The organism is Flavobacterium sp. MAHUQ-57 (genome assembly GCF_051908335.1).
Taxonomy (GTDB): Bacteria; Bacteroidota; Bacteroidia; order Flavobacteriales; family Flavobacteriaceae; genus Flavobacterium.
Genome location: NZ_JBPZTE010000006.1, coordinates 1,508,913 through 1,533,586 on the forward strand (window position 1 = coordinate 1,508,913; position 24,674 = coordinate 1,533,586).

Annotated in this window: 20 protein-coding genes; 5 read left to right on the forward strand and 15 right to left on the reverse strand. The window is 36.1% G+C overall.

Going from position 1 to position 24,674, the window contains the following annotated elements; translation table 11 throughout:
• Window positions 1–21 precede the first annotated feature (21 nt).
• The 3 genes from ACS8MM_RS07485 (at window position 22) to rlmB (ending at window position 5,553) form a co-directional block, all read left to right on the forward strand.
• Window positions 22–3,246, forward strand: coding sequence for a SusC/RagA family TonB-linked outer membrane protein (locus tag ACS8MM_RS07485; protein ID WP_379714810.1), 3,225 nt, complete (start codon window positions 22–24; stop codon window positions 3,244–3,246).
• An 11-nt stretch (window positions 3,247–3,257) separates the two neighbouring features.
• A complete protein-coding gene (locus ACS8MM_RS07490; RefSeq protein ID WP_379714812.1) occupies window positions 3,258–4,745 on the forward strand; it encodes a SusD/RagB family nutrient-binding outer membrane lipoprotein in 1,488 nt (495 codons plus the stop codon).
• Between the two features lie 73 nt (window positions 4,746–4,818).
• Complete coding sequence (gene rlmB / locus ACS8MM_RS07495; RefSeq protein ID WP_379714814.1) at window positions 4,819–5,553, forward strand: 23S rRNA (guanosine(2251)-2'-O)-methyltransferase RlmB; 735 nt, start codon at window positions 4,819–4,821, stop codon at window positions 5,551–5,553.
• A 34-nt stretch (window positions 5,554–5,587) separates the two neighbouring features.
• On the opposite strand, the gene ACS8MM_RS07500 is transcribed toward rlmB, so the two are convergent.
• Window positions 5,588–6,349: a rhomboid family intramembrane serine protease gene (locus ACS8MM_RS07500; RefSeq protein WP_379714816.1), complete on the reverse strand. Its 762-nt coding sequence runs from the start codon at window positions 6,347–6,349 to the stop codon at window positions 5,588–5,590.
• Between the two features lie 145 nt (window positions 6,350–6,494).
• Here ACS8MM_RS07500 and ACS8MM_RS07505 point away from each other — a divergent pair, with 145 nt between their 5' ends.
• Window positions 6,495–7,772, forward strand: a complete 1,278-nt coding sequence (locus ACS8MM_RS07505) for a replication-associated recombination protein A (RefSeq protein ID WP_379714818.1) — start codon at window positions 6,495–6,497, stop codon at window positions 7,770–7,772.
• Between the two features lie 3 nt (window positions 7,773–7,775).
• Here ACS8MM_RS07505 and ACS8MM_RS07510 read toward each other — a convergent pair whose 3' ends face one another.
• From ACS8MM_RS07510 to radC, 6 genes are all read right to left on the reverse strand, one after another.
• Window positions 7,776–8,486 carry a hypothetical protein gene (locus ACS8MM_RS07510; protein ID WP_379714820.1) on the reverse strand — a complete coding sequence of 237 codons (711 nt, stop codon included), beginning with the start codon at window positions 8,484–8,486 and terminating at the stop codon, window positions 7,776–7,778.
• A gap of 1 nt (window position 8,487) precedes the next feature.
• A complete protein-coding gene (locus tag ACS8MM_RS07515; RefSeq protein WP_379714822.1) occupies window positions 8,488–9,174 on the reverse strand; it encodes a YjjG family noncanonical pyrimidine nucleotidase in 687 nt (228 codons plus the stop codon).
• Window positions 9,175–9,250: 76 nt separating this feature from the next.
• Complete coding sequence (locus tag ACS8MM_RS07520; RefSeq protein ID WP_379714824.1) at window positions 9,251–9,733, reverse strand: hypothetical protein; 483 nt, start codon at window positions 9,731–9,733, stop codon at window positions 9,251–9,253.
• Window positions 9,726–10,919, reverse strand: a complete 1,194-nt coding sequence (locus ACS8MM_RS07525; protein WP_379714826.1) for an ABC transporter permease — start codon at window positions 10,917–10,919, stop codon at window positions 9,726–9,728. Before ACS8MM_RS07525 ends, ACS8MM_RS07520 begins: the two co-directional genes overlap by 8 nt.
• A complete protein-coding gene (locus tag ACS8MM_RS07530) occupies window positions 10,916–11,545 on the reverse strand; it encodes an ABC transporter ATP-binding protein (RefSeq protein WP_379714828.1) in 630 nt (209 codons plus the stop codon). Before ACS8MM_RS07530 ends, ACS8MM_RS07525 begins: the two co-directional genes overlap by 4 nt.
• A gap of 3 nt (window positions 11,546–11,548) precedes the next feature.
• Window positions 11,549–12,232, reverse strand: coding sequence for a RadC family protein (gene radC, locus ACS8MM_RS07535; RefSeq protein ID WP_379714830.1), 684 nt, complete (start codon window positions 12,230–12,232; stop codon window positions 11,549–11,551).
• A gap of 96 nt (window positions 12,233–12,328) precedes the next feature.
• Here radC and ACS8MM_RS07540 point away from each other — a divergent pair, with 96 nt between their 5' ends.
• Window positions 12,329–12,931 carry a DUF1287 domain-containing protein gene (locus ACS8MM_RS07540; protein ID WP_379714832.1) on the forward strand — a complete coding sequence of 201 codons (603 nt, stop codon included), beginning with the start codon at window positions 12,329–12,331 and terminating at the stop codon, window positions 12,929–12,931.
• 204 nt (window positions 12,932–13,135) lie between these two features.
• On the opposite strand, the gene ACS8MM_RS07545 is transcribed toward ACS8MM_RS07540, so the two are convergent.
• From ACS8MM_RS07545 to ACS8MM_RS07580, 8 genes are all read right to left on the reverse strand, one after another.
• Window positions 13,136–14,491 carry a UDP-N-acetylmuramate--L-alanine ligase gene (locus tag ACS8MM_RS07545; protein WP_379714834.1) on the reverse strand — a complete coding sequence of 452 codons (1,356 nt, stop codon included), beginning with the start codon at window positions 14,489–14,491 and terminating at the stop codon, window positions 13,136–13,138.
• Between the two features lie 21 nt (window positions 14,492–14,512).
• The gene (locus ACS8MM_RS07550) at window positions 14,513–15,199 is read right to left on the reverse strand and encodes a tetratricopeptide repeat protein (protein WP_379714836.1); all 687 of its coding nucleotides are present in this window, start codon (window positions 15,197–15,199) and stop codon (window positions 14,513–14,515) included.
• Window positions 15,199–17,445, reverse strand: coding sequence for a hypothetical protein (locus ACS8MM_RS07555; RefSeq protein WP_379714838.1), 2,247 nt, complete (start codon window positions 17,443–17,445; stop codon window positions 15,199–15,201). Before ACS8MM_RS07555 ends, ACS8MM_RS07550 begins: the two co-directional genes overlap by 1 nt.
• The gene (locus ACS8MM_RS07560; protein WP_379714840.1) at window positions 17,408–18,403 is read right to left on the reverse strand and encodes a hypothetical protein; all 996 of its coding nucleotides are present in this window, start codon (window positions 18,401–18,403) and stop codon (window positions 17,408–17,410) included. Before ACS8MM_RS07560 ends, ACS8MM_RS07555 begins: the two co-directional genes overlap by 38 nt.
• Window positions 18,404–18,493: 90 nt before the next feature.
• Window positions 18,494–20,644, reverse strand: a complete 2,151-nt coding sequence (locus ACS8MM_RS07565) for a S46 family peptidase (RefSeq protein ID WP_379714842.1) — start codon at window positions 20,642–20,644, stop codon at window positions 18,494–18,496.
• 633 nt (window positions 20,645–21,277) lie between these two features.
• A complete protein-coding gene (locus ACS8MM_RS07570) occupies window positions 21,278–22,219 on the reverse strand; it encodes a hypothetical protein (protein ID WP_379714844.1) in 942 nt (313 codons plus the stop codon).
• A gap of 135 nt (window positions 22,220–22,354) precedes the next feature.
• A complete protein-coding gene (gene obgE, locus ACS8MM_RS07575; RefSeq protein WP_379715016.1) occupies window positions 22,355–23,362 on the reverse strand; it encodes a GTPase ObgE in 1,008 nt (335 codons plus the stop codon).
• Window positions 23,363–23,421: 59 nt separating this feature from the next.
• The gene (locus ACS8MM_RS07580; protein WP_379715018.1) at window positions 23,422–24,651 is read right to left on the reverse strand and encodes a hemolysin family protein; all 1,230 of its coding nucleotides are present in this window, start codon (window positions 24,649–24,651) and stop codon (window positions 23,422–23,424) included.
• Window positions 24,652–24,674: the final 23 nt, after the last annotated feature.

Sequence of the window (24,674 nt, forward strand, 5' to 3'; positions counted from 1 at the left end):
TAACAATTAATCAAACAGATTATGAAATCAAAGTTCAAATGGATTATTGCGCTTTATGTTGCGCTCTTTGTGCAAATGGCTTTTGCACAAGAAAAAACTGTTTCTGGTGTTGTTTCTGATGACACAGGACCACTACCCGGAGCCAATGTTGTTGTTAAAGGAACAACAAGAGGAATTCAAACCAATTTTGACGGAAGTTATTCCATTAAAGCACGCGAAGGTGAAATCTTAGTATTCTCATTCTTAGGACTAACAGATGTTCAAAGAACAATCGGAACTGCAAATACCATCAATGTTGTGATGCGTGAAGATGCCAAAGTGCTTAACGAAGTTGTCGTAACAGCATTAGGTGTAGGTCGTGAGAAAAAATCATTAGGTTACGGAACGCAAAAAATTGATGGAAATGAAGTATCCAAAACTCCAAGCAGCAATTTCATCAATAATCTTTCAGGAAAAGTCGCAGGACTCCAAATCAAAACCAACAATAATATTGGAGGTTCAACAAATGTGGTCATAAGAGGCTTTAAATCCATCAGTTCCAACAACCAAGCTCTTTTTGTAATTGACGGAGTACCTGTAGACAATTCCAATACAAACAACGCATTGCAACAAACTGGTACTATTGGTTATGACTATGGAAATGCAGCATCAGATATCAATCCGAACGATATTGAAAGTATTAACGTATTGAAAGGCGCAGCGGCAACAGCACTTTATGGTTCTAGAGCGGCTAATGGTGCCATCATGATTACCACTAAGAAAGGAAAAAACAATCAGAAAGGAATTGGCGTTACATTAGATTCGGGAGTAAGCATTGGCAAAGTAGACAAAACTACTTTCGCAAGTTACCAAACCAAATACGGTCAAGGTTATTTTCCTTCTTTCAGGACTACTTTCGATATTGACGGGGACGGAATCAACGACTTAGTTGCAAGAACCAATCATGATGCTTCGTTCGGACCAGCATATGACTCGAGCATAATGGTATATGGTTGGGATTCATTTGTGCCTGAATCGCCATATTATCAAACAGCACGCCCATGGAGCATTGCCAAAAATGGAGCAATTACATTTTTCAAATCTCCAGTTTCAACAAACAATACAGTATCGCTTAATGGTGGTAGTGAAAAAGGAAATTTTGCATTGTCCTATACCAATTTAATTGCAACTGGATTATTACCCAACAGCAAGCAAGATCGAAATTCATTCATCGGAAATGCTAGTTTAAAAGTAACTGATAAAATTACAGCTAATTTTATGGGGAATTATATCAATACAAAAACATTAGGTAGAAATGGTACTGGATATTTAGGCAACATCGTTTCAAATTTCAGACAATGGTGGGCCACTAATGCCGACATCAAAGAATTAGAAAGCATTTACACTAAAACTAAGCAGAATTACACATGGAATGCCAATAACCCGAATAATTTATCCCCAGCTTATTGGAACAACCCTTATTTTGACCGTTTTGAAAATTACCAAAATGATAGCAGAAACCGTTTCATTGGTAACACTTCGTTAAATTATAAGTTCAATGATTGGCTGGATGTAATGGGACGAGTTTCTGTTGATACTTATTCTCAAATCCAAGAAGAAAGAAGAGCAGTTGGTTCGTATGCAGGTGATCCATTTGGAATATCACTTACAAACGATCCGGCAGGATACCAAAGATTCAACCGAGATTATTCTGAATTTAACTATGATGTAATGGCGAACTTCAACAAAGATTTAACCGAAGACCTCAATATAAAAGGAGTAGCCGGTATCAGTTTACGAAGACAACACATCAGCTCCATTTTAGCATCGACTTCAGGAGGATTAATTGTGCCAGGAATTTATTCGTTGGCCAACTCTCTAAATCCAGTGGAAAAACCAGTTGAATTTGAAGCCAAACAAGGTGTAAATGGCTATTATCTAAGCACTTCGCTGGGATACAAAGACACCTATTATATCGATGGTACAATACGAAGAGATGTAGCTTCTACTCTACCGAAAGGCAACAACGAATACTACTACCCATCTGTTTCATCTAGCATACTGTTTTCCAATCTTCTAAAACAAGATTGGTTGGATTTGGGTAAAATTAGAGTTGGCTATGCTGAAGTAGGAAACGATGCACGATTTGCTATCCTAAAAGACACCTATGTAAGTGTAACTCCATTCACTTCACCATTGTTTTCAGTACCTAACATCAAAAACAATCCTAATTTGAAACCGGAAAGAACGAAAAGTTGGGAAGCCGGTTTAGAAATGCAATTTTTCAAAAAAAGACTTGGATTTGATTTTTCAGCGTATAAAACCAATACCATCAATCAAGTTGTAAACCTTCCTGTTTCTGAGGCCACGGGGGTTACACAAGTATTCAAAAATGTTGGAAATATTGAAAACAAAGGTTTGGAAGCTATTGTAAATATCAATCCAGTAGCGACCGAAAAATTCAAATGGGATATCGCAGTAAATTGGTCAATGAATAGAAATATGGTTTTGGAACTTGATAAAGGCATCGAAAATTACCAATTGGGTCAGTTCCAAGGAGGTATTTCTGTCAATGCTTCTGTAGGTAAACCCTATGGTACAATTCAAGGAACAGATTATGTTTACCTAAATGGACAAAGAGTAGTTGATTCATCAACAGGAAAATATCTGATTACTCCAACCAACGACAATGTCATTGGAAATTTTACACCCGATTGGAATGGTGGTGTCAACAATAAATTCTCTTACGGAAATCTGTCATTCAGTTTCTTAGTTGACGTTCAAAAAGGTGGTGATGTTTTCTCATTGGACAGATGGTATGGTGAAGGAACAGGTTTATATCAAAATACGGTTTTTACCAATGATTTAGGAAATCCAGTTCGAAATTCATTAGCTGATGGTGGTGGTGTAATTCTTCCGGGTGTTTTCGAAGATGGAACTCCTAACGACATTAGAATCGACACTAGCACTGGAACGGATGGTTACTTTGGATATTTGGGCTCCGCCAATTCCGATTATGTATACGATGCATCTTATATAAAATTGAGAGAGGTTACTTTAGGCTATTCTCTACCTAAAAAATACTTAGGAGAAAAAATTCAAGACGTATACTTTGGGTTAACAGGGTCTAACTTATGGATCATTCATAAAAACTTACCTGATGCCGATCCGGAATCTGGATTAAGTTCGGGAAATCTACAAGGTTTCCAATCAGGTGTATTACCAACAACACGTAATGTGGCTTTCAATTTAAAAGTTAAATTTTAAAACCTCTAAAAATGAAAAAAATATCTATACTAATGGGGTTGGGATTACTTCTTTCCTTGACTTCTTGCAATGACGATTCGATCACCGATTTGAATAATGATCCTAAAAATCTAACCGTTGTACCTGCAGGCACTTTATTAGGCAATGCCGAAAAAAACTTGTTCGATCAAATGACAAGCTCCAATGTAAACACAAATGTTTTCAGACTTTTCGCGCAACATTGGACCGAAACTACCTACCTAGACGAATCTAGATATGATGTTTTGCAGCGGAATGTTCCTGACACCCATTGGAGAACACTTTACAGAGATGTATTAAGGGATTTGAAAGAAGCTTATGATATTACCAACAAAGAACAAGCGCTAACTACAAGTGCTCAAAAAGTGAAAGACAATAAATTAGCTTTAATTGAAGTACTGAATATTTACTCTTATAGTGTACTTGTTGACACTTTTGGAAATATACCGTATACAGAATCTTTAGATCCGCTGAATCACCCGTCACCAAAATACGATGATGCAAAAACGATTTATACCGATTTATTCACCCGATTGGACAATGCCATCGCAAAATTAGATGAGAATTATGAAAGCTTCGGTGACTATGATTTTATTTATGGTGGAGATATCGCACATTGGAAAAAATTTGCAAATTCATTGCAGTTAAGAATGGCCATCACTGTGGCTGACGAACCCTCTTTGAGCACATTAGCAAAAACAAAAGCAGAAACTGCCGTAAGCAACGGAGTTATTCAATCCAATGCTGACAATGCCGTTTTACATTATCTGTCGAATGAACCCAATTCAAACCCATTGTATTCAGATTTGGTTACCAGTGGAAGGTACGATTTCGTGGCTGCATCAACCTTAGTAGATAAAATGAACTCTTTGAGCGATCCTCGTCGTGGACAGTATTTCATTGACATCAACGGAAGTTACATAGGCTGTCCGTATGCCGCTGGAGGTGATTTCGAAAATTATTCATCAGCTGGAGATCCGCAAAGTAATGGACCAAAAACCAGATTATTAAACCCTACTTTGGAAGGAATTTTATTGGATTACACCGAAGTAGAATTTTACTTAGCTGAGGCAATTGAGAGAGGATTTAATGTAGGAGGAACTGCTGAATCTCATTATAACAATGCCATCACCTCATCAATAATGTATTGGGGTGGAACGAACGCTGAGGCTACTAACTATTTATTACAACCTTCTGTGGCTTACACAACTGCCTCAGGCACATGGAGACAAAAAATTGGAGAACAAGCCTGGTTAGGTTATTACAATAGAGGATTTGAAGCTTGGACAACCTATAGAAGACTGGATTATCCAAATCTTATCGCTCCATCAAATGCAGTATCTGCAGCAGAGGGCGTAGTACCGAAGCGATACACCTATCCTGTTTTAGAACAAACATTAAATGGTACGAACCATGAAGCCGCTTCAGCTGCTATTGGAGGTGACAAATTAAAAACCAAATTATTTTGGGATAAATTCTAAGTTTATTTGAGTTGGTTATGTTTGAAAAACCACTAAGCCTTAAAGCTTGGTGGTTTTTTTATATCTTTGCAACATGGAAAAAGAACACCAAATTTTCGGAATACGAGCTATAATTGAAGCAATCAATGCTAAAAAAGAGATTGACAAAGTTTTCATTCAAAAAGATGCGCAAGGCGATTTGATGCAAGAATTGATGAAAACCATGAAGAGAAACAATATCAATTTCTCCTATGTACCTGTTGAAAAACTGAACAAACTTACACACAATAATCATCAGGGTGCAGTAGCAACCATTGCCCCTATCTCATTTCACACCCTTGAAAATTTAGTAGAATCTCTTTTAGAAAAAGAAAAGAAACCTTTATTATTGATATTGGATCAACTTTCTGATGCCCGTAATTTCGGTGCCATTATCCGAACTGCGGAATGTACAGGAGTTGATGGTATCATTATCCAAAAACAAGGCTCCGCTCCTGTTAATGGAGATACGGTAAAAACATCGGCTGGAGCTGTTTTCAATGTACCTATTTGTAAAGTAGATCACATCAAAGATGCTGTTTTTTATCTTCAAGGTTCTGGTATCAAAACCGTTGCTGCAACTGAAAAAACAGACAATAACATTTACGACATCAACTTTAATGAACCGGTAGCGATTATTATGGGTAGTGAAGATCGAGGGGTGAATCCATCGGTATTAAAAATCGTAGATGAAAAAGCGAAACTTCCTATGTTCGGCACTATTGAATCCTTAAATGTTTCGGTGGCATGTGGTGCATTTCTTTACGAAACCCTCAGACAAAGAATGTAAAAAACAAATCAAAATATTCTATAAAAAAGACAAGCTATTGCTTGTCTTTTTCTTTATAATTGTAAAACACATTGAAATCTGAATTAAAAAAACGTATTACATCATCTTCTTCTTTTGGTTCAGGCTCTTTTGGTTTTGGAGCAAAATTCCCATTCTCGTCAAAATGTTTCATAAAATCATCTTGTGACGGATCAAAATCAGGGCGTTGCCAATCATAAACAATTGGCTTTTCGTAAACATGAGAATCTATCATTCTAGACAATACAAAACCTGCTAAAAATCCACTCAAATGGGCTTCCCAAGAAATTTGCACTTCCGTAGAAGGAAACATATACCATATCATCCCTCCATAGAGTAATACTATCACAAAGGACAAGGCTATCAACCTGTAATATTTGGTTTGAAATCCCTCAAAAAACATAAAACTAGCCAGCACATAGATTAAACCACTCGCACCAATATGATAACTCTCTCTTCCAATTATCCAGGTACCTACTCCCGAAAACAAAACACCCAGCAGTAATACTTTTAAAGATTGTTTTCTATAAAAATAACGAAGAGCCATCAGTAATACAAAAAGTGAAATACTATTATTCCACAAATGATTCAAATCTCCGTGGAGAAAAACACTAAATATAACTCCTTTCAACCCTGATGTAGTTCTTGGCAAAATTCCATAATGCAACAAATCCCCAGGCAGAATAATTTCCAATACAAAAACGCCCCATAAAGCCAATACAAAAAAAAGTGGCCAAGCAATTACCGAAGTAGAAAATTTAAAATCCGATTCTTTCATATGAAAATCCCATCAAAAATATAACCAAAACGAATTTAATGAACTTTTGTCATAACCTCATGACCGGATAATTTGTTTTTGTTGATTTGATGACTGAAAAGTCCTAAATTTGATACCCAATTTGTAGCACAATCAAATTCAATCAATGGAAGCACCTTTAGCCGAACGCATACGCCCAAAATCATTAGAAGAATACATCAGTCAGACTCATTTGGTTGGCGAACAAGGATCCCTTACTCATCAAATTAGTCGTGGCATTATTCCTTCCTTAATATTATGGGGGCCACCAGGTACTGGAAAAACCACTTTAGCACAAATTATGGCCAACGAAAGTCAGCGCCCTTTTTTTGAGTTGAGTGCTATTAATTCTGGCGTTAAGGACATTCGAGAAGTAATTGATAAAGCCAAACAAAGTGGCGGTTTGTTTACTACCAAAAATCCAATTTTGTTCATTGATGAGATTCACCGATTTAGCAAATCGCAGCAAGATTCATTATTGGCGGCGGTAGAAAAAGGCTGGGTAACATTAATTGGTGCCACAACAGAAAATCCGAGCTTTGAAGTCATTCCCGCTTTATTGTCAAGATGTCAGGTTTATATCTTAAATGCTTTCACAACAGATGATTTGGAAGCATTGTTACACCGTGCCCTAACTACAGATGTTGTTTTAAAAACCAAAGACATCCAACTTAAAGAAACCGAAGCGCTTTTACGCCTTTCGGGTGGTGACGGTAGAAAGTTGTTGAACATTTTTGAATTAATCATCAATGCTTCTGAAGGAGATTCCATAGAAATCACCAATGAAAAAGTAATGCAATTGGTGCAAAAAAACACCGTTTTATATGACAAAACCGGAGAACAACATTACGATATAGTTTCGGCCTTCATCAAATCCATTCGAGGAAGTGATCCCAACGGGGCAGTCTATTGGCTAGCACGAATGATTGAAGGTGGTGAAGATGTAAAATTCATTGCCCGACGAATGCTTATTTTGGCTTCAGAAGATATTGGAAATGCGAATCCGACAGCATTAATCATGGCTAATAATACCTTTCAGGCAGTAACTACAATTGGTTATCCTGAAAGTAGAATTATCTTGAGTCAGTGTGCCGTCTATTTAGCAACATCGGCAAAAAGTAATGCCAGCTATCTGGCTATAGGAAAGGCACAACAAATAGTAAAACAAACCGGCGATTTACCTGTACCATTACATTTGCGCAATGCTCCTACCAAACTGATGAAAGAATTGGGCTATGGTGAAGAATACAAATATTCGCATGATTATGCCAACAACTTTGCCGAACAAGAATTCTTACCTACAGAAATTTCGGCAACTAAATTCTTCGATCCTGGTGATAATGCAAGGGAAAAAGAATTACGTCAGTTTCTAAAAAACCGCTGGAAAGACAAATACGATTATTAAAATTTAGAGTTTAATTTCGAGTTTTTCCGTAGTTGTTTTATCACCATCGATATATTCAAAAACCCAACTTCCGCCTTTTGACACTACAATCCCATTTCTACCATTGTAGGTTGTAAGATATACATCTAATTTTGACGTTTTGAACAAGACTAATTCTTTTTGATTGGAAGAGTTGACAACTTTGATGAATGATTCGTTCTTTTCAGTTTTCACAACCTCTACAGAAACATTTTCTACTTCACGCGTTTTTAATTTCTCTTGTGCTTCTTCATCAAAATATGTTTTGCCTGAATATTTGTATTTCGAATTATCAAATGATTTTAAAGTTTTCAGCAATGCTTCGTTATAGGATTTTGCATAATTTTTTTCTCGGCTTTCACCCAAATCGGTGGTAAACAAAACTTGATTCTTGCAATCTTTAAATTCTACCTGTAATTTGGTAACGAACATATTGCTTTCTTGTTTCAAATCAACAAAAACCTTATTGCAATTATAATCCATAAATCCTTCAGGCATTGTTTCATTGGATAAATACACTTCGAAACCCTTCTGTTTGAGAAACGACTTAATGGTAGAATTGATTCTATACTCGTTATCTTCTTTTTGAAAATTATATCGAGCAGGGATTACAGCCATATTGTAATCATTCAATGTTGATTGTGCCATCCCAAATACTGACATTAATAATAAACCTAGGCATAGTAGTTTTTTCATGCTAAAAAAGTTTTTTAAGTTCCACTAAGGTAACAATTTGAGAAATATCTTTCGCAACTTCAATGTTTTCCGAATTAAAAAAAATGGATTCCATACCAAAATTTTTAGCTCCACCAATATCGGCATCTAGACAATCGCCTATCATAATACTCTCTTCTTTAATTGCTCCGGCATTATTCAATGCATGTTCAAAAATTCCCGAATGTGGCTTTTTTACACCCGCCATTTCAGAATTGGTCACTGTATCAAAAAAATGGTAAATTCCTGAATTGTTTAGTTTCTTGAACTGTACTTCGGCAAATCCATTGGTAATAATATGCAATTTGTATTTTTTATGTAGATATTCCAACGTTTCGACACAACCTTCAAACAAATGATTGCTATTGGGCAAATGTGCTATATAATCATCCGAAATTTTATCAATCAAAGCGTCAGTAACAGCGATATTTAACGCTTCAAAGGATTGTTTCAATCTTTGGTACCGTAACTCTTGATGAGTGATTAAATTGTTTTGGTACAATTTCCAACAAGCCTGATTGATGGGTGCATACATCTTTATAAATTCATCAATATTGATTTCAGGCAACAAATCGGCGAAAATCGTTGCAAAAGCTTGTTCCGAGTTTTTGTCGAAATCCCAAAGTGTATGGTCTAAGTCGAAAAAAATATGATTGATTTTTGAGTACATGTATGTGTAAGATTGCGTGAGCGGGTGAAGCAAGTTACCGTGTAACGCGAAACACGCGACCCTTTAGGGGCACGCCCTAATTCCCTTTAACGATAACGGCTTCTTCAATATTATACATCCAATTGTCAGGATCATTTTCATTGACTTTCATAATTCCCTCCAAAGTAACATATTGATCGGTACGTAGTTTTAATTTTCCTGCTTTGAATTTAATTCCCATAATGGTTTCCGGTCCTGCTTTTCCACAGAAAAAACAAGAAGCAAATACATTTTTACTCAACGCATAATTCACATTGTCAATAGGAACTATGAATCCCGACATAAAAATGCGTTTATTATGGTATTTTTTGATTTCGGGACTAATCAAAGGAAAATCAATACTCCCATAATCTTTATGTTGTTTTTTTATGTACTTAATTTGACCTAGTTTTTTCCAAGTCAAAGTATCCGATACGAATGCTTTTTGTGCATTTTTGGATTGCTCCTTAACAAAGTCTGATTTTTGAAAACCCATTAATGCAAAAACTAATACTACAATTCCAATTTTTATTTTACCCATTTGCTAATGTCTTTGATATGTTCATGCGGTAGGCTTTAATAGCTGGTATAATAGCAGCCAAAACTCCCACCAATAATGTAATTAAAAAAAGATACCCTTCCTTGTCCCAAATTATTTCTACGGGGTTGAACTCCATTTTAAAATCGTCTGCCGATGCATTGGAAATCCAACGCAATCCTACTCTACCAATAATTGTTCCAAAAAAGTAGCCTACTGCACACAAAAATAAACTTTCTATAATTACCAAGGAAAGAATTTGTAATCTTGACGCACCATGAACACGCAACAATGCGAATTCATATTGTCTTTCTTTGAGTCGATTGTACAATGCAATAAAAATACTGATTCCCGAAATTAGCATTATTCCATAGGCTAAATACTCTAACGTTTTTAACCCAATTCCGAATAATGTAAACAAACGATTGATTTCTATTGCAGGTGAAGCTGCTTGCATCTTAGTGTTTTGCGCTATGATTCTTGGCCAAGTCACAATACCCATTTTACTTCTGAATTTCAGCAAAACCGAAGTGATTTCTCTTGGCTCTTGAGCATCTCCATCCCCGTGTTCATGTTCGTGACCGTGCATGGCCCAAACACTTCCGATAGTACTCAGCACAAGATTATCTACTACTTTTCCGGTTTTTGAAGCAATACCTACCACCACATATTGGAACTCGTCGTGTTGTTCACCTTCTTTGGCATCTCCATGAGTTCCATTGAACGTATCGCCTATTTTCAAATTCAGTTTTTGTGCAACAGCGTGCCCTAACACAACTTCAAATTCGTTCTTGAAAACTTCACCAACAGCTATTTTTGCCTTGAATTTTTCAAGATAAGCCGGTGTAGTTCCCACAATTTTATATCCTAAATAATTGTCGCCATACGCTAATGGTATTGCCGATTGTACAAATGGATGACGCATCCAAACGCTTGCCGAATCATAATCAATATTACCAGTCGGTGCATCAACTTGATAGACTGAAGACAAAACCAATTGCAACGGACTTCCTTGTGCGCCTAATACCAAATCAATGTTATCTGCATTACTGGAAAATTGTTCTTCAAATTGCTTTTGCAATACAATAAGCAAAGTGATAATGGCCACGCTCGATGCCAGCAAAACAACACTTAACAATGTATTTAGCGGTTTAAACCAAATATTTCTCCACGCTAATTTTGCAATCATGACAATGCTATTTGGTTCGTAAATCGTTGCTTCAACCGAGAATCATGAGTAACAATTATTAGAGCAGTATTGTATTCTTTGGCCAAATTCTCTAACAAATCGGCTACTTTGAATGTATTCGCATCATCCAAGCTCGAAGTAGGCTCATCAGCCAAAAGTGCTTTCGGATTATTTATTAATGCTCTGGCAATTGAAACCCTTTGTTGTTGTCCAACGCTTAATTGAGATGGCAATTTGTGTACCTGTTTTTCAAGATGCAAATGCGCTAAAAGAGATTTTGCTTTCTCTTTTTCTTTTTTCCCAGTTGCTAACCAAGAAGCCAACATTACATTTTCTAAAACAGAAATGGATTCGACAAAATGATTTTGTTGCAACACAATTCCAATATTTTTTCCTCGGAATGCATCCAATTGTTTTTCTGATAACGGATTAATATTTACATTATCGAAAAGAATTTCTCCCGACTCAGGCCGAAGCAAACCTCCTAACAAATGCAACAATGTAGTCTTACCTACTCCTGAATTCCCAGTAATCAATACTGATTCGGAAGCATTGCAAACGATATCCGGAAACTCAAACCGAATTTCGTTCTTATAAGAAAAAGAAAGATTTTTAGTGACAATCATTTTTTACAATAGGCCTTCATCGGCGAAGCTAAAATAACTCTTTTCGGTGACAATAATATGATCCAACACTAAAATATCGAGGTGTTTTCCTGCTTCAATCAATTTTTTTGTGATTTGCTTGTCTGCTTCACTTGCTTGTAATTTTCCGGACGGATGATTATGAACTAAAACTACTGAAGTGGCATGATGCTCCAAAGCCAATTTAAAAACCAAACGGGTATCAACTACAGTTCCGGTAATTCCGCCTTTACTGATTTGCGATTTGTAAATAACTTTATTCGAATTATTAAGATACAAAACCCAAAATTCTTCATGAGGTAATTCTCCAATAATAGGTTGCATCAATTCGAAAACAGCTTTACTGGAAGTAATTTTAGAAAGTTCCAAAGCAGTTTCATCTCTCCGACGCCTACCCAATTCCAAAGCTGCTGCAATAGTAATAGCTTTGGCCTCGCCAATTCCTTTGAACTGGATTAATTGTTGCACGGATTGTTTTCCCAAATGACTAAGATTGTTATTCACCGAAGCTAAAATGCGTTGGCATAATTGCACGGCACTTTCATTTCGGGAACCGGAACCAATAAGAATGGCTAGTAATTCAGAATCTGATAAAGTAGATTTTCCTTTGAGAAGGAATTTTTCACGTGGGCGATCGTCTTCGGCCCACTGATTAATTGGCGTATACATAATTTCTTGGCTTAAAAGGTAAAGAAACTTATTTTCTGAAACAATTCAAAATAAAACATTTGTAAGTTGCGTTAGATAAATTCAACACAAAATACTATGTACAAATATTGCTGTTTAATTGCTTTATGTTTAACGTTGACTAATTTCGATTCTAAAAAAGAAGAAAAACCAACCGATTTTTATGAAGAACTCTCCATTGCAGCAGTATCTATAATTGATCCTGAAGTAGTATACACACCTGACTATGTTTGCATAAAATACCCAAATGGCGACGTACCCGCAAAAACAGGAGTATGTACCGATGTTATTATCAGAGCCTACCGCAAACTCAATATCGATTTACAAAAAGAAGTACATGAGGATATGGTAGCAAATTTCAAATTGTACCCTAATTTAAAAAAATGGGGATTGAAAAAAACCGACACCAATATTGACCACAGGAGAGTGCCAAATCTTGAAACTTTTTTCAGAAGAAAAGGCACAAAATTGGCCATCTCAGACAATCCGGATGATTATAAACCGGGTGAAATTGTTAGTTGGATAATCGATGGTGAGTTAACGCATATCGGAATTGTCACGCACTTACGATCGCAAGACGGCAAGCGTCCATTAATTGTTCATAATATGGGATACGGACAACTATTGGACGACTGTCTCTTTATTGATAAAATTGTTGGGCATTTTAAGTATCAGAAGTAAATGATTTTTGTAAAATAAAAACCAACAATACAACTAAAGCCAAGTAAAATAAAAACAGTAGAGAAAATGACAAAAAAGCCAAAATCCTTGTTCCTTTATATTCTGTTTTATCTGTAAAAACTTCTATTTTCCTCTTTAAATACGAATCAGAAAAAGAACCTGAAAATGATAAAAGCTCAAAAAGCAACTCAAAAAAGGTTGCCATTAGCCAATCAAACCCTTAACTTCATCAAAGTTCAATCCGCCATAATTTCCTGAACTCATCAAAAGCAAAGCTGAATTATCAAAATTATGACTAAATAAAAACTGTTTGAATTCGGCAGGATTGGTATAAATCACCAAATTATCCCGTTTGAATGCTTTTGCAATCTGTTCGTAAGTCACTTCTTCCAATTGTTTGATTTTAACTGCATCCGGAGAATAGAATACCACGGCAACATCTGCATGATCTAGAGCGCCTTCGTATTCTTTCAAAAATTCAGCATTCAAACTACTGTAAGTATGCAATTCCAAACAAGCTACTAATGTACGATCAGGATATTGTTCTTTCACCGCTTTTGTGGTAGCTGCCACTTTACTTGGTGAATGTGCAAAATCTTTATAAGCTACTTTAGTAGTACTTTCGGCAATTTTCTCTAAACGTTTAGATGCTCCTTTAAAACTAGCGATAGCTTCATAAAAATCCGCTTCATCGACGCCCATGTTTTGGCAAATCCATTTCGCACCGGCCAAATTATTTAAATTATGCGCACCGAAAACTTCAATTGGCATCGGCCCTTCAGGTGTAGCTAATAATGTCACTCCGTTTTGCACAGTGTATTCTGGTGTATGGTATCCAATTTTACGAATTGGATTTTCGGCGTTCTCTGCAACGCGTTTTACTTCCGGATCGTTTTCGTTGTAAACCAAAATTCCTCCGTTAGTAATCTTTTGGATGAAAATTTCAAATTGCTCTACATAGTTTTCATAGGTTGGAAACACGTTAATATGATCCCAGGCAATTCCTGAAATCAAAGCGATATTAGGTTGATACAAATGAAACTTCGGTCTTCTATCTATTGGGGAAGACAAATACTCATCTCCTTCCAAGACAATGAAATCATTATCTTCTGTTAGATGCACCATCGTATCGAAACCTTCCAACTGTGCTCCCACCATATAATCGACCTCGATATTGTGGTAGTGCATTACATGAAGAATCATCGAAGTAATGGTTGTTTTCCCGTGTGAACCACCAATAACCACACGAGTTTTATTCTTGGACTGTTCGTATAAAAATTCAGGATACGAATAAATCTTCAATCCTAGCTCTTGTGCTTTCAATAGTTCGGGATTGTCTGCTTTAGCATGCATCCCTAGAATAACAGCCTCAATATCCGCTGTAATTTTTTCCGGAAACCATCCTAATGTCTCTGGCAACAACCCTTTATTTGCCAATCTTGATCTTGAAGGTTCAAAAATAGCATCATCGCTACCGGTTACGTGATATCCTTTATAGTGTAATGCCAATGCTAAATTATGCATAGCGGCGCCGCCAATGGCTATGAAGTGAGTTTTCATTCGTATTCCTATTCGTAAAAATTATGTATTAAAGTCGGTTTTTAATTTTTGTGCTTTTTCTTTATTCTTAAGCTTGTTCAAATATAAGTCATATAGCTTTTCAAATGTGATTTTAGAATGACCTATTTCATGTGCTTTTTTATAATTGACTTCGGCTTTATCAAAACGTTTGAAATAGACATCAATATACCCTTTTGCTAAATACCCATCTACTTTAGACAAAGTCAATAATTCGTTTGCATATTTTTGTGCTTTCGATTCGCTTCCACCAATAATCCCGGGTAATTCAATATACAGTACCACCAAAGCCCAGCGGCATTCAATATGTTTGGAATCCAGTTTCGCAGCTGTTTCAAAGGCTTCCTTAACATCATCAATCATACCCAAAGCCTTAAACTTATTACTGTTTTTAGCTTTCATTCCTAAAGCACCTCCGTACTTGAATTGATAATTGGCCGATTTAGGATTTTTATCTCTTAACTTGGTATAATAAAACAACGCATTATCCCATTGTTTCTGATGTCCTGCAATGTCTCCCAAATACTCCACAACTTTAGCATCGTTGGGTTTGTTCTTATATTCGTTTTCCAATAAGGGTTTTGCCTGATCGAATTGTTTTTGCTGGAACAATTTCTCCGCTTTTTCAAAATTAGACTGCGCTACTACGATTTGAGAAAATAGCACTAATAGGATATTAAAATTCTTCATTACTTACCAGCTACATTATTAAAATACCCACATTCTCTAATTACTTCCTGATAATATTTTGTTTTGGAATAATTCTTTATCAGTTTTTTATAACCATTGAATACGACATAATCTACTTCCCACGGCTTGTACACAGGAGTTTTGTAGAAAGCATTCCGCTCAATTTTAGTCAGCATATATACCGTTTTGGCTTTTTGTTCATCATTTGTTGCCGCATCAAAAGCCATTTGATAGTATTCCTGGCTTAATGTGTTGCTGGACAACATTTCCTGATATATATCGGAAATATAATCATTATAATTACCGTACTGATCAATAATTTTATTATCGTAAAACAATCGGGCATTTCCATAATACGACATGTTATAGAAGGCATTTCCTAACAATAAGGCATTATTGTATTTGTCATTACCCGAAGCAGAAGTAAGTCCTCCTTGTATCTCTACCAGTTTTTTCAAGAAAGCAATTTTAGTATACTTCGTTTTTTGATAAGCGACATGATCACAATCGTTACAATCTTTAATATTGCCATTGAATGGATTACCATATAAAACCACTTCTTTGTTTTTTGTAGCCTTTTCCATTTCTGCAATAGCCTGAGGTAATTGATTTTTGTAGGCCAACTTTATCGCTTTAAATTCATAGATATCATCCAGTGTAACACTATAAAGCGATTGTGCCATTTTATCCCAGCTTGTAAGCGATGTCTTAGACAAATAATCTTGCATTTTTTGGGTACGTTCCGGATTCAAGTAGAACTCTTTTTCTCTGTAAAACAATTCAGCCATTACCAAATTCCCTTGCTTTTTGTATAACTCAGCGATATAATTACGTGACCAGTTGGTTAGAAAAGTCGAACGAAGCACTGAACTCGAAGATACTTTTCCATTAAGCTCATACAACCATTGCAATTCCGGAAGTAATTTATTTTCCGCAGCAGTATCCATTTTCTTAATCGAAGCCAAAAGATTAAAAATCTTAAACAATCGCAACTGTTCTTTTGCCACTGTTGTATTGGGATTATTTTTTTCGGCTTGTTCAAAATAATTAGCCGCAACACTGTTATTCCCTTTAATAACCTCTAAATAACCCGCCACTATATTCCACAAATGAGGTGATGTTGTATTGTTTGCATTGGCAATTTTGACAACTAACTGATACAACTTTGTGTCCAAACCTTGACTTTTAAAAGCAGTTTTATTGCCGTAACTACCTCCCCATTCCCAAGTATTGAGTTTACTTTCTTCCTTATTCACCGCACGTGTTAATAAATAATCCAAATGTACGTTCTTGGGATCCAAAGTATGAATCTCATTGATAGCCTTTACTTCATCAGCATAATATCCATACAAAGCCCAAAGTGACGCTTTTTGGCTGTTGTTTTTTGCCATAGCCAACGATTGTTGAAAGTCTTTATCTTCTTGCGGATGAAAACAATAGGTCGCTACTACACGAAGTTTTGGACATTTATCAAAAACCAGACTGTACATAAAATTGGATCGTGCATAATCTTTGTTCTTATACATTACTCCCGCAACATAGGACAATCCTCTGTAATACAATTCATCACGTTCCTGATTGGCTTGTGATTTTGTATAGAAAAGTGTAGTTTGATTAGGATCTTGACTATAGAAATAGGATTTCATCGTTAAAAACCAATAGCGACTTTTTAGAAATGGGTCTTTAGCAATAGTATAAATATTTTCTATTTTCTTCGCTTGTTCAACAGTCATGTAATTCATAGGATCCATGCTGTCTGTATCATAATTCCAAGAAGCTTGATTGTTGGTATATTTTTCCAAGGATCTTGACAAATTCATAAACGTAAAAAACTTACGGATTTTATCGTCTTTCAGATTGTATTTCACCGACCATTTCTTGTCTTGCTTGTTTCCGGAAATCAATTGGGTTATCTGCTTAAGATCGGTGATAGCCGAATCATTCAGAATAAAATATTCCAACTCCTTTGCACTGATTGTATTTTTCAAATACGTTTTCCAATCGTAAACAACTGAACTTCCAAATCGAGTAGAATGTGCATTGTCATACCAATTGTCACCATAAAACATATTGGTACTATAAAACAATTGCTCATAAGAGTCATCTTCAACATAAGCTTCGGGAGCAAAGTTGGAACTACTCTCAAACCAATCCCATTCACCATCAGAACATAATGAAAAAATGGTCGTAGCAACAATGGCAATCGAACTAAAAATCAGCGTTACAGGTTTTGAAAAAAGTGTCATTCGTTAGTTTGTTAAAATTATTTTGATCCAAATCATAATAAATGATTTCTTTTGGTTTTTTCGGCATATACTTTCGCAACAAATCAACCATCTCTTCTAAATCCTCCTCCTGAATCGCTTCGATTTTGAGTTGGTCCCCTTTTTTAAAAAAGAATCCTTTAGTGATTACATCGTCCTTTAGTACTGCCTTATTTTCTTTCCATTCAAAAGTAGCATTATTTTGAAATTCCGAAGCATCAATTTTAGCAATCAAATTCACAATTTGACCATTTCTGCTATGCACTATCCAAGAAAACACCGGTAAAGCGACTTTCAAATCCAACGGATACTTTTTCAACGACGGTAGATAGCGTTCCGCAATCGATTTATCATAAATAGAATTGCCTTCTTCAGCCTTCAGTTCTCCCATATTATAAAACATCAAAACTCCGTAATCCACAGGTGGAATCTTGGTTTCTTTAAAATACTTCACTTGGTGTAAACGAATGGTTGCCGAAATTGTTTTAGGATACTGCTTTTTTAATTGGTGAAGAAAGCGCATAAACAAATCCCTACTTTGTAATGACCAATCGCAATCTATTTGAATCTCATGGTTTTCAATACGGTTTTTGGCATTGATCTGATCCACCAATCGCACAATTTTCATGGCCAAATCTTGTACATCTAAACGCTTATCCAAAAAGACTTCGTTCTTAATAAACACAACAGGAATGATTTCGATTTTGGGTTTTGCTGTATCAAAATGAATAGGCGCTACCGGAAAAGGTTTTCCGCTTTCTAACTTCACATCAAAATAACGCACATACAGTTTTTGAACTTCATTAGTCTGTACTACCTGCTGCTCTTTCGAAGTAAGCTTGAAAAAAGTTTTCCAATAATAAAACGATACCGATGGTGCGTCTTTACTCTCACAAGAGAATAAAAAAAGAAGTAAGCCTAAAAATAAAAATTTCTTCATGATCTAATACTAGCGTAAAGATACATAAAGACCATAAAAAAACCGGATTCAAATAGAACCCGGTTTGTATATTTTTAATCCGATGGATTATTATTTCACCAATGTCATTTCGTCAACAATGTGTTTTGCTCCTGAGAAGTTCTCAATTACCCATAACACATAACGAATATCAACGTTGATCGTTCTTTGTAAGTTTTTATCAAAGATAACGTCACCAGCCATAGCTTCAATGTTTCCGTCGAAAGCCAAACCGATTAATTCTCCTTTTCCGTTCAATACTGGCGAACCAGAGTTACCACCTGTAATATCATTATCCGTCAAGAAGTTAACGTGTAATGTACCATCTTTATCAGCATAACGACCAAACTCTTTGTTTTGGTTCATTTCTAAAATACGTGCAGGTAAGTCGAATTCAGCATCCCCTTTTTTGTATTTTTTCACTTGTCCTGATAATGTAGTGTAGTTGTTCACTTTTGCATCATTACGCTTGTCAGCAGGTAATGAACGAACTTTACCATATGTTAAACGTAAAGTCGAGTTCGCATCCGGATATTTGATAGAACCAATTTTAGATTCTCTTAATCCTTCAACTAACTTACGGAAAGCTGCTCCGTAATCGTTTTGTGCCTTAGCAATTGCATCCGATTTAGAAGCAAAGTGCGTTAACATATCATTTGACAATACATATAATGGATCGTTTGTCAATAAAGCTTCGCTTGGTAAATCCAAGAATGCTTTGATTCTTTCTTTTGAAGTAAAGATACTCAAGTCAAAAGCAGCATTTACATACTTCGTGAAGTCACCATTGTTTTCTTTACCAATTTTCTCCACTAAAGGAGCAATTGCATAACCTGTAGATTTAGTAGAATACAATTTCAATTGTGCTGCTAAAATATCTTTCTCAGCCGGAATGTGTAATTCTTTGAACATGGCATCAGCCATTTCTAAGATAGCAGGAGCCATTTGAGCACGTTTCGCAGGATCTGCTTTTGCGTAATTCTCTAATTGTTTTCCTAAAGTTCTTGCCACAGGACCATAAGCTGTTGTTCTGAACAACTGGTTCATGTAGTTATCATGACGTGATTTCTCGTTAGTCAACTTATAGAAATTGTTGATCGTTGCAACAACATCACCATACTTCGCTTTATTCTCAGGTTTGTTAGCCCAAGCATTGAATTTAGCTTCTTGTGCTGCCTTTGTTTTAGCAGTACCAAATTTGCTCAAAGCATCAATCATCCCTTGACGGTTTTTCCAGTAATTTGCAGTTGAAGCAAATTTAGAAGCATAAATCAAGTTCAAAGCATCACTTTGGTTCATGTATTTCTTCATGTTATCCATACCCACTTTTGCACCTTCAACCCAAGCAGGGTAAGCAAACTTCACGTTTTGCTCAATACCTCCTGCAGGCATCCAACGGTTAGTACGTCCAGGATAACCTAAAATCATAGCATAATCATTTTCTTTAACACCACCTAAATTAACAGGTAAATAATGTTTCGGCTTTAAAGGAACATTGTTCTCTGAATAATCAGCTGGATTTCCATTAGCATCTCCATAGATACGGAACATCGAGAAGTCTGCAGTATGACGTGGCCATTCCCAGTTGTCAGTATCACCACCAAATTTACCTAAGCTTTCTGGCGGAGTTCCAACTAAACGAACATCTTTATAATCTTGGTAAACGAAATAGTAGTATTCGTTTCCTTGAAAGAAAGGACGAACAGAAACTACATATTTCCCTCCTTCGTTGTTTTCTTTTTCGATTTTAGCGATTTCAGCATTGATTGCTTTTTCACGCTCAGCTTCTGTCATTTTATCATTCACCACACCTAAAATACGTTTTGAACAATCGTCCATACGAACGAAGAAACGTACAAATAAGCTTGATGGTTTGATTTCTTCTTTTCTTGAACCAGCCCAGAAACCATTTTTCAAGTGGTTTTTCTCAGCGGTAGACAATTCGGCAATAGCATCGTATCCACAGTGGTGGTTCGTTAATACCAATCCGTCTTTAGAGATCAATTCAGCAGTACATCCACCATTAAATTGTACAATAGCATCTTTTAAACTGTGGTTGTTGATGCTGTAAATTTCCTCAGCGGTTAACTGAAGACCCATTTTTTGCATATCTCTGTGATTCAAACGCTCAATGAACATCAAAAACCACATTCCCTCGTCTGCTTTTACACTTGAAGGAACAAGCATAATCGAAACGATTAGAGATAAAAGTAATTTTTTCATAATAAAATTTAGTTTTAGTGGTGCGAATATAGGTGATTTGGCCATTTTTAGAAAATTTTACCTTCCATTTTACCTTTTTGTTAAGATAACTTTAACGTTTTCAATCAATACAAAAAAGCATTCAACCGTTTATGAAACAATACGTTATACAATTTTCATTCTGTACAACATCCAAAACCTTATATCATGATGTGATTTAGCAAATAAAGGGATTCGGTGAGCGAAAAAAATGCTATTCATTAAACCAGAGAAGTTGCACAAGGCTTAACAAGCTTTACACAAAGCCTAACAAACTTTACTCAAGACCTAACAATATTTACTCAAGACCTAACAATATTTACATAAAACCTAACAACCTTTACACAAGGCCTAACAATATTTACTCAAGACCTAACAATATTTACATAAAACCTAACAAGCTTTACACAAGGCCTAACAAACTTTGCTCAAGACCTAACACTATTTACATAAAACCTAACAAGCTTTACATAAAGCCTAACAAACTTTGCTCAAGGCTTAACAAACTTTACACATGCCCTAACGTTAAACACACAAGGCTCAACGTAAAGTCATATTGGGAATTACAATTTACACCAAACAAAAAAGCACCCTTCTCAGGATGCTTTTAATTTATTATTTTGTACCACAATAGGTCATATCACTGATGGCAAGACGCTGACTTCCTGTGGAAGCGGGTACTGCTACATCATCTGAAGGAAGGTAATACACTTCTTTTACCGTATCCGGCACATAAATATGCACTTCCACAGAGGAATAACCGTTTGGCAAATAGGCAATATAATACCCTTTAGGATGAAGTCCCCAAGTGCCTCTTTCAATTTCCGACGGTTCGTTATTCATTCCAGCCAACATCGCCAACTTTTCAATTTCTTGATAATTGTATGAACTGGATGAGTTAAAAAATTCTCTGATTCTATTTTCTGCCTCCATCACCAAGCGAACAGGCTTAGGCAATTCAGCAGTAGCTTTATCCATTACACTTTGTGGAAGGAAATCCAACCCTTTATTGGTCAAATCCAAAATTTGCGCTTTGCTCAACAACTTAATAGCCGTTTCCTGAAGTTCCATCGGAAGATTTTTGAATTTCGTATGTGCAATAATAGCCCATAGCAAACACTGCACTTTGCTTTGTTCAATTTTCGGATTCTCTTTCCAGTTTTTGATAATTGCAATTACAATTTCTTCTTTCGGCCCTTTCACTGGCGCATAAAGATATCCATCACCTTTACTAGGTCCGTGTGTGCCCGCTTTCAAACAAAAGCTTTTCGCCTTGAAGGAATAAAAGCCTGGCTTTAAAAGAAAACCTTCCGCAGAAAAATTTTCATTACACAGTTCTTTGTATTTCTTATCCTTCCCGAAAGATGCTTCTTTCACATTCTTTACATCACAGTCTTTGAAACTGGTCGTAATGGCTTGTCTCGTCAATAATTTCGCTGCTTTGTCCCCACCTAAATTCAGCGCTTTATCTTTTGCCTTATCCTTAATTAAATCAAACAATTGTGCATTTGATACAAAAAAAGAAAAGCAAAAAACCAGTGTTACTAATTTTCTCATTTTTAATTTGTTTGTTTATTTGATTGGCAAAACTACGACAAATCAGGTCGCAATAAAAGAGCAAAGTACAATTTGTCCGAACAAAGATCAAAAGACAATCAAGCATAAAAAAAATCCCTCAATTGAGGGATTTTTTTATGCTTCTGTATTTAACATTTTCCATAACTTGTCTTTCAATTCCTGCAACCCTTGTTGTGCTACAGATGAAATAAACAAATACGGCATACCTTTAAATTCTTTATCCAATTGTGCTTTCATTTCTGCTTTCAATTCATCATCCAGCATATCACATTTGGAAATAACAACCAAACGATCCTTGTCTAACATTTCCGGATTGTATCGACGCAACTCATCCAATAAAATTTCATATTGTTCTTTGATATCATCCGCATCAGCAGGAATCAAAAACAACAAAGTCGAATTACGCTCGATATGACGCAAGAAGTAATGACCTAAACCTTTACCTTCCGCGGCACCTTCTATAATCCCAGGAATATCAGCAATTACAAACGATTGGAAATCTCTGTACGCCACAATTCCTAAATTAGGTTTTAAAGTTGTAAACGGATAATCTGCAATTTTAGGTTTAGCCGAGGTTAAAACGGACAATAAGGTTGACTTCCCAGCATTAGGAAATCCAACCAAGCCAACATCTGCTAAAACTTTCAACTCTAAGATGATATCGATTTCTGCTCCTGGAATTCCTGGTTGTGCATAACGTGGTGTCTGATTCGTAGCACTTCTGAAATGCCAGTTTCCTAATCCACCTTTTCCACCTTTAACCAATATCTTTTGCTCGCCATGTTCTGTAATTTCAAACAATACTTCATCTGTATCTTTATCTTTCACTACAGTTCCTAGCGGCACTTCAATATATTTATCTTCACCGTCATGTCCAGTGCTTCGAGAACTACCTCCGTCACCACCATGACCTGCTTTTACATGGCGCAAAAACTTCAGATGGAACAACGTCCATAAGTTTTTGTTACCTACTAAGATCACGTGGCCTCCGCGACCTCCGTCACCTCCATCAGGTCCCCCTTTTTCAATAAATTTTTCTCTATGTAGATGCGAAGATCCTTTCCCTCCTTTTCCGGAAGAAGCATAAATTTTCACATAGTCTACGAAATTTCCTTCCGTCATTCTTCTACCCTCCTTAACAATTTTCAAACAACTTCAACAAGCTGTTTTATTTATCTATTTTAATTTATTTCTTTCAGTGAACGCACTAAAACTTTATCAATTTTAATTCCGTCCATGTCAATTACTTCCAACTCCATTTTGTTCCAAATGAGTTTTTCACCCACTTTTGGGATATACGACAACTCGGTCATGACCAATCCGCTCACTGTAGTCACTTCATAATCATTGATCAATTCATCCATATCGAAATACGTTAAGAAATCATGCAAAGAATAATGACCATCTACTAACCATGTACCATCTTCTCTGGCAATCAACTGAAACTCTTCTTCATAAAACTCAGCGGCATCACCCACTAAAGCTTCCAAAATATCATTCAGTGTAATAATACCCTGTAACACTCCATATTCATCGGTTACAAACGCATAATGCACCTTGGTCTTCTTAAAAATCTCCAATGCTTTGTAAGCAGAAGTATGTTCTATAAAATAAACCGGTTCTTTGGTAATGGCTTTCAGATCAAACTTGCCTTTCTCGAAACTTGAAAACAAGTCTTTCAGCAAAACCACACCTGTAATATTATCCAAATTGTCATCACATACCGGATACACCGAATGCAATTCATCCAACACCTTCGCTTTAGTTTCCTGTAAACCGTCTTCCAGCGACAAATACACTACCGATTTACGATGTGTCATCAATGAATTCACTTTACGATCACCAATATGGAATACGCGTTCCACGATATCCTGTTCAATTTCTTGAACTTCTCCACCTTCAGTTCCTTCTTTAATGATGGCTTTAATTTCTTCTTCGGTTACTTTACCGTCTGCAGTAGGTTTAATTTTGAAAACATTTAAAATGAATTCTGTAGAAATAGTTAACAACCAAATAAAAGGAGCTGCCACAATAGACACCATTTTCATTGGAACCGCTACTGCTTTTGCAATTGCTTCGGGGTAATTTAAACCAATACGTTTTGGCAATAATTCTCCTAATACTAAGGAAAAGAAAGTCAGTATTACCACTACAATTCCAACGGACAAACTTTGAGAATACGGTTGTAAAGCGGTAAAACCATTCAAGAATAATTTCACATCTTCAGTTACCTTTTCTCCTGAATAAATACCGGTTAAAATACCTATTAACGTGATCCCTATTTGAACTGTTGAAAGGAACTTATTGGGCGAATTCGCCAAATCTAAAGCTGTTTTTGCACTCGTATTGCCTTTTTTGGCAGCGGTTTCTAACCGATTCTTTCTTGCTGATATGAGTGCGATTTCTGACATGGAAAAAACTCCATTAAGTAAAA